Raw genomic sequence first — 12359 nt, forward strand, 5'->3', positions numbered from 1 at the left:
AAGCGCAAATAGGCCGGCGGGGCTTCGATGACGCGGTCCCCGCCGGCCCGGTGCAACGCTTACGAGCCCTTCTTGCGGAGGGAGTCGACGAATTTGATCAGCTCGACAGTCTTGTTGTAGTCCTCCGTCGAGATCGCCTCCCACGGCTTGTTCTTGCCGTCGGACAGCTTGGCGAAGGCTTCCGGATCCTTCTTCGCCGCGTCGAGGAAGGCCTGCTTGATTGCGGCCTTCATGTCGGTGGGCAGGTCGCTGAGATAGGCGTAGGGCGAGTTGATGATCATGTCCGACTTGCCGATGATGCGGAAATCTTCCTTCTTCAGCGGCGTGCCGTCGGCCGACTTCACCATGTTCTTGGTGAGCATGCGGGTCAGGTTGGAGTCATCTCCGTTGTTCCACCAGTTTGCGGCGACGTCGACGGTTCCCTGCGCCAGGGCAAGCACGGCGTTCTCGTGGCTGCCCGTAAAGATGACCTGGGAGAAATAGGTGTCGGGGTCGATGCCCATCTGGCTCATCTTGAAGCGCGGCATGTTGTTGCCAGAGGTCGAGTTCGGGTCCACCAGGCCGAGATTCTTGCCCTTCAGATCCTCGAGCTTCTGGTACGGGCTCTTGGCGAGCACGTAGAACACTGAATAATAGCCCTTCGAGCCGTCCGAGTTGACGTCGATCACGAAAGCGTCCGTCTTGACGCCCGTCACGCGCGCGCGGGCGAAGGAGGCCGGACCATAATAGCCGATGTGAATGTTGCCGGCGCGCTGGCCTTCGATGACCGCGGCGTAGTCATTGGCGACGCGCAGCGTCACCTTGACGCCGAGCTCCTTGGAAAGATAGTTCACGAACGGCGTGTAACGCTCGACGACACCCGAGCCGTTTTCGGCCGGGATCGCGGCAAAGGTGATCTCCGGATATTTGGTTCGCCAGTCCTCGGCCGAGGCGGACGAAGCGAACGACAGAGCGGCCAAACCGGCCAGAATGAGACGACGATTGATCATGGAACGTCCTTCAAGTTTCAGGGGACGATGTCAGGATTGACACGACAGATGCGCCCGCAGCACGCAGGCAATCAGGCGACGGCAACTTTGCCGACAGCCGGAACGGATTCGGGAGCTTTGGGCATTGCCGGCGGCATCACCTCGTCGGCCTCCAGATCGTACAGCTCGCGCGCGATCTGGCCGGTGAGCGCCGCCGGCAGATCGTCGAACACGACCCGACCATTCGCCATTCCGATCAATCGGTCGCAATAGCTGCGCGCCAGATCGAGCGAGTGCAGATTGCAGATCACGGTGATGCCGAAATGCTTGTTGATGCGCAGCAGCGCGTCCATGACGATCTTGGTGTTGCGCGGATCGAGCGAGGCGATCGGCTCATCGGCCAAGATGATTTCCGGATTCTGGACCAGCGCGCGCGCGATCGCGACGCGCTGCTGCTGCCCGCCCGAAAGCTGATCGGCGCGCTGCGCGGCGAGGGAGGCCATGTCGAACTGCTCGAGCGCGGACAGCGCCATGGCAACATCCGCCGCCGGCCAGAGCTGCGCCAGAGAGCGCCACGACGGGATTTCGGCGAGTCGCCCCATCAGGACGTTCGTGAGCACGTCCAATCGGCCGACCAGATTGAACTGCTGGAAGATCATCGCCGAGCGCGCGCGCCACTGCCGCAGGTCGCGGCCGCGCAGCGCCGTCACATCGAGATCCTTGAAGAGAATGCGGCCGCCGCTCACAGGACTCAGGCGATTGATGGACCGCAGCAGGGTCGACTTGCCCGCGCCGGAACGCCCGATCACGCCGACGAAGCTGCCGGGTGCAACAGAGAAGGACGCATTGTCGACCGCGGCTTTCATGCCAAAACGGCACGTCAGGCCATCCACCACCAGCATTGAATTCTCCAGACGCCTCGCTTTGGCCTATCGCTAACGTCTCGATTCTACAGTTATGTGACAGCAACACTGCGGCGCCACATCCGTCCACATGCCGGTCGGCAGTCATGTAGATGTCACGCATCTGTCATAGGGGAGACCCAACACCTTCACAGGCGTAGAGACAGGATGCGAGATGGCCGGCAAGCTGCTTTCGATTGAACCTACCGTTGACCCTTCGGCCAAGCTCCAGGACGTGACGCTCGGCGCCTATTGCGAGATAGGCGCCCGCACCATCCTGCAGGAGGTGACGATGGGCGACTACTCCTACGTGGTCAACGATTCCCAGATCACCTACACGACGGTCGGCAAGTTCTGCTCGATCGCGGCGATGACCCGGATCAACCCGGGCAACCACCCGATGCAGCGGGCGACGCAGGCCCATTTCACCTATCGCGCCAGCGCCTATTTTCCAGGCGAGCCCGACGATGCCGAGTTCTTCGCCTGGCGGCGAGAGCATCATGTCCGGATCGGACACGACGTCTGGATCGGCCATGGCGCGATCGTGCTGCCGGGCCGCAACATCGGCACCGGCGCGGTCGTGGCGGCTGGCGCCATCGTCACCAAGGACGTTCCGGCCTATACGATCGTCGCCGGCAATCCGGCGCGCCCGGTCAAGCGCCGGTTTCCGCGCGAGGTCGAGCAGCGGCTGCTGGATCTGGCGTGGTGGGATTGGAAGCACGAGGCGCTGCGCGCGGCGCTGCCCGATTTCCGCAAGCTCGAGATCACCGCGTTCCTGGATAAATACGAGGCCGCTCTCGACGCCCGCGTCCCGGTACGGCAGAGTGCCGCCCCATGACCGATATCTCAATCTCGCGGGGCCGCTGTCTCGTCGACACCGACCTCGCGGACACCTCCTTGATCATATCCGGCGACGTCATCGCCGGCATCGGGACACCGGGATGCCGGTCAGGTCTCGAACTCGATGCGGAGGGGCTCACCGTGCTCCCCGGCATCGTCGACATCCACGGTGATGCGTTCGAGCGCCAGATGATGCCGCGGGCCGGGGTCGATTTCCCGACCGACGTCGCGCTGATCGACAGCGACCGCCAGGCCGTCAGCAATGGCATCACCACGGTCTTCCACGCAACGACCTGGTCATGGGAGCCGGGCCTGCGCAGCGCCGACAATGCGCGGCGGCTGCTCGAATCGATCGAAGCGCTGCGCCCGCAGCTCGCGGCCGACACGCGCTTTCATCTGCGCCACGAGACCTTCAATCTCGACGACGAGGAGGAAATCGGCCAGTGGCTCGCCGATCGGCGCGTCGACCTGTTCGCCTTCAACGATCACATGGACTCGACGGTCGCGAGCCTGGACACGCCGCACAAGCGCCAGCGCATGGTCGACCGCACCGGCCTGCCCGGCGCGGAGTTCGACCGGCTGGTCGCGCGCATCGCCTCTCGCGCGGATGCCGTTCCAGCCTCGATCGCGCGGCTGGCCGACATCGCACGCAAGGCTGGCGTCCGCATGCTGTCGCACGACGACGACAGCCCGGCCATGCGCAAGGCGTTTCGCAGCCAGGGCGTGACCATCGCGGAATTTCCGGTCAACGAGGAGACTGCGCGCGAGGCCGCTCAGGGCGGAGACGCGATCGTCTTCGGCGCGCCCAACGTCGTTCGGGGCGGCAGCCATACCGGGTGGACGCGAGCCAGCGACATGATCGCCAAGGGCCTCTGCTCGGTGCTGGCCTCCGACTACTACTATCCAGCGCCGCTGCTGGCGGCGTATCGGCTCGCGGCCGACGGCGTTCTGCCGCTGGCACGCGCCTGGGATCTGATCTCGGGCGGCCCCGCACGCGCGGCCGGACTGGCGGACCGCGGGACGCTGGCCGAAGGCCGCCGCGCCGACGTCATTCTGGTCGATGACCGCGTGCCGTTGCGCCCCCGCGTCGTCGCCGTCATCGCGTCCGGCCGGCTGGTCTATCTGGCCGAGACCCATCGGCTGAACGCAGTGCCCGTGCGCACCATCGCGGCGGAGTAGCAGATCATGGTCGATGTGCCCCGCTACGCGATCTACTACGCCCCGGCGGCGACGACGGGCTTGGCCGGATTCGGCGCGAGCCTGCTGGGTTACGACGCCTGGAGCGGCGACGAGCCGAGCTTTCCGGAAGAAGTCGTTCGCGCGGTTCCCGACTGGGCCGAGCTGAGCGCGGACCCGCGCAAATATGGCTTCCACGCCACTTTGAAGGCGCCGTTCGAACTGGCCGATGCGCAGAGCGAAGCCTCGCTCCGCGACGCCTGTGCGGAGTTCGCGGCAAGGCCGCGCGCCATTCCGATCATTCGTCCCATCGTGGACTCGATCAGCGGCTTCGTCGCGATGATCCCTGGCGAGCCCTCGCCGGCGCTGCAACAGCTCGCAGCCGATTGTGTCCGGACGTTCGAGCCGTTTCGCGCGCCGATGACCGCCGAGGACCGTGCACGGCGCAAGCCGGACCTGCTGACACCACGACAGCGCGATCATCTCGATCGCTGGGGCTATCCCTATGTCATGGAGGATTTCCGCTTCCACATGACGCTGACCTGCCGGCTGTCCGACGAACGACGCCGGCCGATCCTGACGATGCTGCAGCAGAGATTTGCGGCGCTGTCGCTGACAGAGCTCCGGATCGACCGGATCGTGTTGTTCCGCCAGCCCAACGCCCGCCAGCGGTTCGGCATCATCGGAGACTGGCCGCTCACGGCCGTCCAGCGCATCTAGGGACGTCAGTTCGGCATGGCCGCATGGTGCGGCCGCGCCTGCCGGTCGAACAGCGCGACCGGCAATCTCGTCGGACCTACACCGCCTTCGTCAGGGCGCCATCGATGATCAGATTGGTTCCCGAAATGCGGCTTGCGAGCGGGCTTGCGAGCATCACCACGCCGTAGGCCACCTCCTGGGCTGTTCCCATGCGCCCCGTCGGATTCAAGCCCATTGCGGTCTTGAACAGGTCAGGCGATCCATTCTCGATGTTCTGCCAGATGCCGCCCTCGAAATAGGTGTTGCCCGGCGACACCGCGTTGACGCGAACGCCTTTGCCGACCAGTTGATGCGCGAGGCCCTTGGCGTAATGGATCAGCGCACCCTTGATCGCGCCATAGGATCCGGCGGCGAAATCGACTTCAAAGCCCGACACGCTGGAGATGATGACGATCGAGGCCGACTTCGACTGCTCCAGGTAAGGAATTGCTGCCGCGATCGCGTTGACCGTATGCATCATGTCGGTGCGAAAGGACTTCTCCCAGGTCTCCGGAGAGTCGCCCACGGCGAGCGCGCTGACGTTGCAGACCACGCAATCGATTCCGCCCAGCTCCCTTGCCGCGCCGTCGACCCAGCCCTTCAGCGCCACGGGATCGGCGACGTCGACGCCCTGCCCCCACGCCTTCACGCCTTTCGACGCAAGTGTCGTCACGACCTTGCCGACTGCGTCGCCGTCGCGCGCGCAGATCGCGACACCGGCGCCTTCCTCGGCGAACAATTCCGCGATCGCAAGGCCAATACCCTTGCTGCCGCCCGTCACCAGCACGCTCTGGCCGGCCAATCCCAGATCCATGATCGTCTCCTTTCAATCAGTTTCGGTTTTCAACCGTGATAGCCGGCGAGCAGAGCCTTGTTGACCTTGCAGATGTAGGTGTATTTCGGATTGACCACCTGGGTGCAGCGCGCCTCGGCGACCTGGCCGAGCAGCATGTAGGCCTCCGGCGCCGGAATCCTCCAATCGTCCTCCAGCCAGTTGATCATCTCCTCGAACGCGATCCGCATCGCGTCCTCGAGCGGGCGCGCGCAGCCCAGCGTGCAGATGTGCGTCGGCGTCTCGATTCGCGGATGGTTCAGCCGCGCCGGCGCCTTGTCCAACGACACCTTCACGGTGAGGTTCGCGGCGATCTCGATCGCGCCCATGCCGTTCGCTTCGCCGTCGCCCTGGATGGCGTGGCAATCGCCGAGGAAAAGATGCGCGCCGTCCTTGTTGACGCGGAAGAACACCGAGTTGCCGGAGGTGATCTCCTGAACGTCGAGATTGCCACCATGCGGCCCGTTGTCCACCGTCAGCACCGCGCCATGCACCGGCGCGACCCCGGCAACGCCGATCATCGGCCGGACCGGAAGCTTCACATGCTCGTTCCACAGCACGTGGCCGTCCTCGACCGCGACGACGCGGGTCTGGATGCCGAACTCCTTGCGCCGGACCCAGTCCGGAAACATGCCGATGCCCGGCCACAGCGCGGTGAAGCCGAGCCGGTCGAGCTCCATGTCAATGATGTCGAGCCGCAACATGTCGCCAGGCTTGGCGCCGCGCACCTCGATCGGGCCAGTCGCACCGTTGACGTAGGGCAGCGTCACGTCGCTCTCGACCAGTTGCTGGCCGAGCGCGCGGATGGTTCCGTCGTTGACATTGATCGCGCATTCGACGACGAAGATCTCACCGGGATCGACGGTCGCGATGAACTCATTGTCGCCCGACAGCGCGTATTTGATGTTGCCGGCCTTGCCGATGCGCTTTGACATGATCACTCCCTGCTATCTCCAACGTCGTTGCATCATCGCGGCTGCCGCCGCCACGGCATCAGCAGCCGCTCGATCTTGCCGACCGCAAACGTCAGAACCAGCGCCAGCGCGATCGTCGCAACCAGCGCGGCGAACACCTTCGGAATGATATAGAGCGACCCGGCCTTGAAGATGGCGTGCCCCAGCCCTTCGGAGGAGGACATGAACTCGCCGACGATCGCGCCGATCAGGGCAAAGCCGACGGTGAGCTTCAGCCCCGCGAAGATGTCCGTCAGCGACGCCGGCACCACCAGCTTGCGGAAGATCTGGAACTTGGACGCGCCGAGAGTGCGGAACAAATTGATCTGGTCGGGATCGACGCCGGTGGCACCCTTGTACGAGGTCACCAGGGCGACAATCACGACCGACAAAGTCGACATCGCAACCTTCGAGATCAGCCCGGTGCCGAACCAGATGATGATGATCGGCGCCAGCGCGATGATCGGAATCGAGCCGAGCGCAATCACGAACGGCTCGACCACGCGCGAGACGAAGCGCGAATACCACAGCGATAGTCCGATCAATGTGCCGATGCAGTTGCCGACGAAGAAGCCGAGCAGCGTCTCCAGCCCGGTGACGGAGGTGTCGCGCCACAGGCTGCCGTCATAGGCCATCTGCGCGAGAAACTTGAGGATGGCGGACGGCGAGCCGAACATGAAGGCGGCGGCCTTGTTCTGCCCGGTCGCATATTCCCAGAAGCCGAGGAAGGCCGCCAGGACGAGAAGCTGGGTGACGAGCACGGCAAGCGTGGTGCGCAGATGCAGCCATCGCCGCCCACGTGTCGGCGCCCGAACCGCCCGTGCCTCGGAGACCGGTGTCGGTGCCGAGCGGACCGGCGGCGCGTCGATGTCGGCGGTCATTGCAGCACCACGTCGAGATCGGCCCAGATGCTGCGGACGTAGTCACTGAAGCCTGGCGTCTGCCGCACCGAGATCACGTCGCGGCGCTCGCTGCCGAGCGCAATGTCGTAGACCGCCTTGATCTGCGTCGGCCGCTTCGACAGCACGATCACCCGGTCGGCGAGTGACACCGCCTCCTCGATGTCGTGGGTGATCAGCAGCAGCGAACGGCGCCCTTGCCGGACCAGGCCCACCGTGTCGTTCTCGATCAGGAGCTTGCTTTGGAAATCCAGCGCGGCGAACGGCTCGTCGAGCAGCAGCACGTCGGGCTCATTGACCAGCGTGCGCGCGAGCGCCACCCGCTGGCGCATGCCACCGGACAGGGTCGCGGGATAGTGGTCGGCAAAGCCGTGCAGCCCGAGCTGGTCGAGCAAGGCCCGGCAGCGGTCCTCCGCTTCGGCGGCCGGAACGCCATGTATCTCGAGTCCCAGCATGGTGTTGCTGAGCGCGGTCCGCCACGGCAGCAGCAGATCCTTCTGCAGCATGTAGCCGACATTCTGCGGTTGGCCGGCGACCTCGCGGCCGTGCCAGCGGATGCGGCCGGCATCCGGCGCCAACAATCCGCACAGCGTGTTCAGGAGCGTCGTCTTCCCGCAACCGGACGGGCCGACGATGCTGACGATCTCCCCCTCTCGCAATGTCAGGCTGAGATCGCCGATCACCGGCACCACGCGGCCGCCCTCAAGCTCGTAGCTCTTGGCAACATGCTCGACGACGAGCGGCGGCGCAGGCGCTGCGATGGCGCCCGGCGCGGCCTGCATCATGCCGGTCACCTCGGTCATTTGAGGCTGGCGATCGCCTTCTCTGCAAAGGAGTTGTCGATGATCTGATCGAACGGCACCGAGCCCTTGGCGTTGCCGAGATAGACCTGCATTTCCATCAGGTTCGCCCACTGGTCCGTCTTGGTGATCACCGACTGCGCCGGAATGAGATATTTCAGCTCGGCGTCGATCGCCTTGTCGACGACCTCGCCGGGCAGGTCCGGGAACTCCTTGCGTGCGACTTCCTTGGAGAAAGCGGGGTCGGCGTAGGTCTTGCGCGAGGCTTCCTCGAACGAGGTCACCAGCGCCTGCACCATCTCGGGATCCTTCTGGATCGTGGTCGGCAGCACCATGATCCCCGTATTGCAGAACGGACCGATGTAGTTCGAGAAGTCGAACACCACCTTGGCGCCCTGCGCCTCCGCCGCTGCGACGCTGGGCTGATAGGCGATCGCGATGTCGGCCTGGCCCGCCAGCATCGCGGCGATTTCGGTGCCGGGGTTGACGGGGACGATGGTCGCATCGACGCCGACCTTCAGTCCCGCTTTCTCCAGAAGGCGCTTCGCCACGCTGTAGTTGGTGTTCGGCTCGGGCGAGGTCACGATCTTAAGGCCCTTGAACGCTTTGGGATCGGTGATCGGCTCGAGTGTCTTGGAGACGCCGAAATAGTGCGCCCTCTGCACCACCGTCCCGACCACCACACCAGGACCGCCGTTCTCGCGCGAGATCTGTGCCATGGTCGCGTCGCCGATGGCAAAATCAGCCGAGCCGCCGAGCACTGCGGCGAAGGTCTGGGTGTCGCCCCCGGCGGCGCTCACCTGCATGGCCAGACCGTTCTTCTTGAAGATCCCGGCGTGCATGCCGACGTAGAGATTGATGTAGCCGAGATTGTGCACGGCCTCGCTGAAGCGCACCGTCTTCAGGCCCGCCGCCGTCGCGCTCCTGGCTCCGACCAGCGAGGATGCTCCCCATCCTGTCGCGAGCGCGGCTGAGTTCGCCAGAAATCGTCGTCGGTCGATCGACAGGCTCGCGCTTGCATTTGATGCCGAGACAGTTTCGCTCATGGTGATGAACTCCTCCCAGGCCAATGAAAATCTGCGAGGAGACTATGGTCGGGTCGTCGTGCAGCAAGGCGAAATAACAGACGCGATCTGCTGAAAAGCTGACAACACTGTGCGCTGTGCGACACCTTGCGCCGTGCCGCGCCGTGATCTGCCGACGGCTTGTCGCCTTGCTGCCGCTTCAGGAGTCGCCGTGGTCAAACGTGCATCGCAACAAAGGCGATAATGTCAATTTTGCCACTTGGGCCGCACAAAGAAATTGCACGTCGGCCGCCGGCTCGACCGTCAATACGAGGTCGCGCGGCGCCCAGACCAGGCGGGACGTCAACCTCCTGTTGCCGAGACAACGATGCGTGCCCTCCGGCTGCCGCCGCTCAATGTCGGACCACCATGTCGCGAAGCCGACGTTCGAAACCGCCCAAGCGGGCGGCATCTGCAAGCTCCCCGCCGCCACGTCCTCGCATTTGCAGCATGGCGCCGCCGAGTGTCGGATTTTCGACAATCCCCTGATACTAAAAACGAATGGCATATCGCTTGCAATGCACAATGCGCCTCGCTATTGCAGCGCAATAATTTTCTTGGAGTGCAAAATGCTCGGAATTGGAAGCAAGCTGCCATCGTTTGAAATCGTCGGCGTGAAACCCGGCTTTCATCTGCAGGAGGAGAAGGGCGAGAGCGCCTTCGAGACCCTGACCGAGACCAGCTTCCCTGGAAAGTGGAAGATCATCTTCTTCTATCCGAAGGATTTCACTTTCGTCTGTCCGACCGAGATTGCCGAGTTCGCGCGCCTGGCGAAGGACTTCGCGGACCGCGATGCCGTGGTGCTCGGCGGCTCGACCGACAACGAGTTCTGCAAGCTCGCCTGGCGCCGCGACCACAAGGATCTGCACAAGCTGCCGATCTGGCAGTTCGCCGACACCAAGGGCGCATTGGTCGACGGCCTCGGCGTTCGTTCGCCGGATGGCGTCGCCTACCGCTACACCTTCATCGTCGATCCCGACAACACCATCCAGCACGTCTATGCGACCAACCTCAATGTCGGCCGCGCTCCGAAGGATACGCTGCGCGTGCTCGACGCGCTGCAGACCGACGAGCTCTGCCCGTGCAATCGCGAAGTCGGCGGCGAGACCCTGAAGGTCGCCTGATCATGTCGATCGAGCAGTTGAAGGACCAGATCCCGGACTTCGCCAAGGATGTCAGGCTCAATCTGTCATCCATGGCGTCCGACGAGACGCTGTCGCCGCAGGCCAAATATGGCCTGTTCGTCGCCTGCGCGATTGCGACTCGCAATCCGAGCGTCGTTGCGGCCTTCGAATCGGTTGCGGCCGCGCAGCTGTCGCCCGCCGCTTTGGCGGCGGCGAAATCGGCCGCCGCGATCATGGCCATGAACAACGTCTACTACCGCTTCGTGCACCTTGCCTCGAACAAGGAGTACGCGACGATGCCGGCCCGGCTGCGGATGAACGTCATCGCCAACCCCGGCGTCGACAAGGCCGATTTCGAGCTGTGGTCGCTCGCGGTGTCCGCCATCAACGGCTGCGGCACCTGCATCGATTCGCATGAGAAGGTCCTGCAGGATGCGGGCGTGCCCGCGGCCACGATCCAGACCGCCGTCCGCTTTGCCGCCATCATCCAGTCGGTTGCCGTTGCGATCGAAGCCGCTTGTGTGTCCGTCGCGCTGGCGGCGGAGTAAAAATCGATCGGATATGTGAATGCGGCCGGCATTGTCCGGCCGCATTTGTTTTTCGCCACCTCTCGCCTAAGTTGCAGAATTTCCTGGCGCGCCTGCAACTCCTCGGCCCGCTAAGCCCCTGACCTCGCGGCAAAGTCGAGAGGGTTGCGGCATCCAGATACTCCACCCGATCTTTCTGCAAAGCGCAGAACTCGCCCCCGGTCTCGCGCATCGCGAGCAATCACCGATGCGGCGCGCCGGGAAATTTCCATCAAATAGCCTTACCTGCTCACCCTTCCCGACAAGAACATTGATCAGCTTAGGGACCAAGCAACATCGATTGTGACCAGGGCGCGCGAAAACAATGGCGTGCATGTCGGAAGGAAACCGGACCTGTCGGTCTCGACGGAAGCGTTGATGCAATGTCCCCGATGTCGCATCATGTGCGCTTCGGTTGGACCGCGCGCGCCCGACGTCCTGAAGCTATCTCCCACGACCCGTTCGTCGGAGACAGGAGGCTAGTGATGAGTGCTCCAGATCAGAACGATCCGGCAAAGCCAGCGCCGCCCTGGGCGAGCGAAGAGCTCCGCAGATATGCGCCGCGCCGCCGCCAGACGGAGGCCGGCCCGACGACGTTCGATCCGCCTGCCGACGGCGTGCCCCTGCCGCATCATCTGGTGTCCCGGCCAAGCTCCCTGCCGGCGCGGCCGGCGGCCCTTGACCTCGACGATGAGGAGGTGCATCGCGCCTGGAGCGCGAAGCTCGATCCCGTCGTGATGCCGCTGCCGCCGGAGGATCCGGACAGATCGTTCCGGCTGGGCAGCATCATCAAGATCGGTGCAGCCGTCGGCATCGCGGCCTCCATCGCCATGATGGTGGTCAACATGGTCTCCTTCGAGAATGGCGGGCCGACACCGGGCAGCAAGAGCCCGATCATGCCGACCGCCGTGCTGGAAAGCCTGGCCCAGATCGATCCCGCGGAAGCCAAGGTTGCCCAGGAAGATCCCCCGCAGACGGTCGCCGCGCTCGCGGCTCCCAGCAGTACAGAACTGGCGATGCGGCCATGGCCCTCGACGCCGACGTCGCCAGCGCCGGCCGCCGCAGCGCCGGCGGTCTCCCCTCCCTCCCCTGCGCTGCCGATGGCCTCGCCCCGCCCGACCGTTCCGCTGCCGCGAGACGAGGTCGACGGGCTGATGAAGCGCGGACGCGACCTGCTCGCCGCGGGCGACGTCGCCAGCGCGCGGCTGATTCTGACGCGGCTTTCCGACGCCGGCATCGCGGACGCTTCCCTCCTGCTCGCGCGCACCTACGACCCGGCCGAACTGACGAAATCACGGTTGCTCGGTGCCGTTCCCGACGCAGCCAAGGCACGGGCCTGGTATCTCAGGGCTGCGGAGCAAGGATCGCCGGAAGCCAGCCGACGCATCTCGGCTGCACGGTAACGCATCAATCTCGGAGCGCTCGAGACGCGACCCGGACCGCTCCCGGCGAGACGGGCGGCCGCGATCTGCTGCGCTCGAGAACCACATATCGATG

The 12359-nt window shown here is 64.6% G+C and carries 13 protein-coding genes; 6 read left to right on the forward strand and 7 right to left on the reverse strand.

Features of this window, described 5'->3' with window-relative positions; genetic code table 11:
- Positions 1-59: 59 nt before the first annotated feature.
- Positions 60-989 carry a phosphonate ABC transporter substrate-binding protein gene (phnD, locus tag ACQR2C_RS00880; protein WP_315803642.1) on the reverse strand — a complete coding sequence of 310 codons (930 nt, stop codon included), beginning with the start codon at positions 987-989 and terminating at the stop codon, positions 60-62.
- 71 nt (positions 990-1060) lie between these two features.
- On the reverse strand, positions 1061-1870 hold the full coding sequence (gene phnC / locus ACQR2C_RS00885; protein ID WP_316179986.1) for a phosphonate ABC transporter ATP-binding protein: 810 nt from the start codon (positions 1868-1870) through the stop codon (positions 1061-1063).
- Positions 1871-2045: 175 nt separating this feature from the next.
- Between phnC and ACQR2C_RS00890 the strand changes: the two genes are divergently transcribed.
- From ACQR2C_RS00890 to ACQR2C_RS00900, 3 genes are read left to right on the forward strand one after another with little or no spacing between them, the layout of a single operon-like run.
- Positions 2046-2708 (forward strand): DapH/DapD/GlmU-related protein, encoded by a 663-nt coding sequence (locus ACQR2C_RS00890; protein WP_315803644.1) that lies wholly within the window; start codon positions 2046-2048, stop codon positions 2706-2708.
- Positions 2705-3889 carry an alpha-D-ribose 1-methylphosphonate 5-triphosphate diphosphatase gene (locus ACQR2C_RS00895; protein ID WP_434880225.1) on the forward strand — a complete coding sequence of 395 codons (1185 nt, stop codon included), beginning with the start codon at positions 2705-2707 and terminating at the stop codon, positions 3887-3889. The genes ACQR2C_RS00890 and ACQR2C_RS00895 overlap by 4 nt, the downstream gene beginning before the upstream one ends.
- A gap of 6 nt (positions 3890-3895) precedes the next feature.
- Positions 3896-4606: a DUF1045 domain-containing protein gene (locus tag ACQR2C_RS00900; protein WP_434880226.1), complete on the forward strand. Its 711-nt coding sequence runs from the start codon at positions 3896-3898 to the stop codon at positions 4604-4606.
- 76 nt (positions 4607-4682) lie between these two features.
- On the opposite strand, the gene ACQR2C_RS00905 is transcribed toward ACQR2C_RS00900, so the two are convergent.
- The 5 genes from ACQR2C_RS00905 to ACQR2C_RS00925 are packed head-to-tail and all read right to left on the reverse strand — an operon-like array spanning position 4683 to position 9154.
- Complete coding sequence (locus tag ACQR2C_RS00905) at positions 4683-5438, reverse strand: SDR family NAD(P)-dependent oxidoreductase (RefSeq protein ID WP_434880227.1); 756 nt, start codon at positions 5436-5438, stop codon at positions 4683-4685.
- A 29-nt stretch (positions 5439-5467) separates the two neighbouring features.
- The gene (locus ACQR2C_RS00910) at positions 5468-6391 is read right to left on the reverse strand and encodes an acetamidase/formamidase family protein (protein ID WP_315803648.1); all 924 of its coding nucleotides are present in this window, start codon (positions 6389-6391) and stop codon (positions 5468-5470) included.
- Positions 6392-6423: 32 nt separating this feature from the next.
- Positions 6424-7290 (reverse strand): ABC transporter permease, encoded by an 867-nt coding sequence (locus ACQR2C_RS00915; protein ID WP_434880228.1) that lies wholly within the window; start codon positions 7288-7290, stop codon positions 6424-6426.
- Positions 7287-8090 carry an ABC transporter ATP-binding protein gene (locus ACQR2C_RS00920; RefSeq protein ID WP_316238978.1) on the reverse strand — a complete coding sequence of 268 codons (804 nt, stop codon included), beginning with the start codon at positions 8088-8090 and terminating at the stop codon, positions 7287-7289. Before ACQR2C_RS00920 ends, ACQR2C_RS00915 begins: the two co-directional genes overlap by 4 nt.
- 17 nt (positions 8091-8107) lie before the next feature.
- Positions 8108-9154, reverse strand: a complete 1047-nt coding sequence (locus ACQR2C_RS00925; RefSeq protein WP_434880229.1) for an ABC transporter substrate-binding protein — start codon at positions 9152-9154, stop codon at positions 8108-8110.
- Between the two features lie 587 nt (positions 9155-9741).
- Between ACQR2C_RS00925 and ACQR2C_RS00930 the strand changes: the two genes are divergently transcribed.
- The 3 genes from ACQR2C_RS00930 (at position 9742) to ACQR2C_RS00940 (ending at position 12265) form a co-directional block, all read left to right on the forward strand.
- A complete protein-coding gene (locus ACQR2C_RS00930; RefSeq protein ID WP_315713058.1) occupies positions 9742-10296 on the forward strand; it encodes a peroxiredoxin in 555 nt (184 codons plus the stop codon).
- A 2-nt stretch (positions 10297-10298) separates the two neighbouring features.
- Positions 10299-10844 (forward strand): carboxymuconolactone decarboxylase family protein, encoded by a 546-nt coding sequence (locus tag ACQR2C_RS00935; RefSeq protein ID WP_316179973.1) that lies wholly within the window; start codon positions 10299-10301, stop codon positions 10842-10844.
- 503 nt (positions 10845-11347) lie between these two features.
- On the forward strand, positions 11348-12265 hold the full coding sequence (locus tag ACQR2C_RS00940) for a sel1 repeat family protein (protein WP_316179971.1): 918 nt from the start codon (positions 11348-11350) through the stop codon (positions 12263-12265).
- Positions 12266-12359 lie beyond the last annotated feature (94 nt).

Origin of the sequence: Bradyrhizobium sp. HKCCYLRH3061, from assembly GCF_051168015.1 — a bacterium.
Lineage (GTDB): Bacteria > Pseudomonadota > Alphaproteobacteria > Rhizobiales > Xanthobacteraceae > Bradyrhizobium.

What these genes read in the sequence shown, in the direction of transcription:
- ACQR2C_RS00930 (WP_315713058.1), top strand. Translation starts at nt 9,742, where the DNA reads ATGCTCGGAATTGGAAGCAAGCTGCCATCGTTTGAAATCGTCGGCGTG.
- ACQR2C_RS00900 (WP_434880226.1), top strand. Translation starts at nt 3,896, where the DNA reads ATGGTCGATGTGCCCCGCTACGCGATCTACTACGCCCCGGCGGCGACG.
- ACQR2C_RS00915 (WP_434880228.1), bottom strand. Translation starts at nt 7,290, where the DNA reads ATGACCGCCGACATCGACGCGCCGCCGGTCCGCTCGGCACCGACACCG.
- ACQR2C_RS00895 (WP_434880225.1), top strand. Translation starts at nt 2,705, where the DNA reads ATGACCGATATCTCAATCTCGCGGGGCCGCTGTCTCGTCGACACCGAC.
- ACQR2C_RS00920 (WP_316238978.1), bottom strand. Translation starts at nt 8,090, where the DNA reads ATGCAGGCCGCGCCGGGCGCCATCGCAGCGCCTGCGCCGCCGCTCGTC.
- ACQR2C_RS00940 (WP_316179971.1), top strand. Translation starts at nt 11,348, where the DNA reads ATGAGTGCTCCAGATCAGAACGATCCGGCAAAGCCAGCGCCGCCCTGG.
- ACQR2C_RS00905 (WP_434880227.1), bottom strand. Translation starts at nt 5,438, where the DNA reads ATGGATCTGGGATTGGCCGGCCAGAGCGTGCTGGTGACGGGCGGCAGC.
- ACQR2C_RS00935 (WP_316179973.1), top strand. Translation starts at nt 10,299, where the DNA reads ATGTCGATCGAGCAGTTGAAGGACCAGATCCCGGACTTCGCCAAGGAT.
- ACQR2C_RS00910 (WP_315803648.1), bottom strand. Translation starts at nt 6,391, where the DNA reads ATGTCAAAGCGCATCGGCAAGGCCGGCAACATCAAATACGCGCTGTCG.
- ACQR2C_RS00925 (WP_434880229.1), bottom strand. Translation starts at nt 9,154, where the DNA reads ATGAGCGAAACTGTCTCGGCATCAAATGCAAGCGCGAGCCTGTCGATC.
- phnD (WP_315803642.1), bottom strand. Translation starts at nt 989, where the DNA reads ATGATCAATCGTCGTCTCATTCTGGCCGGTTTGGCCGCTCTGTCGTTC.
- ACQR2C_RS00890 (WP_315803644.1), top strand. Translation starts at nt 2,046, where the DNA reads ATGGCCGGCAAGCTGCTTTCGATTGAACCTACCGTTGACCCTTCGGCC.
- phnC (WP_316179986.1), bottom strand. Translation starts at nt 1,870, where the DNA reads ATGCTGGTGGTGGATGGCCTGACGTGCCGTTTTGGCATGAAAGCCGCG.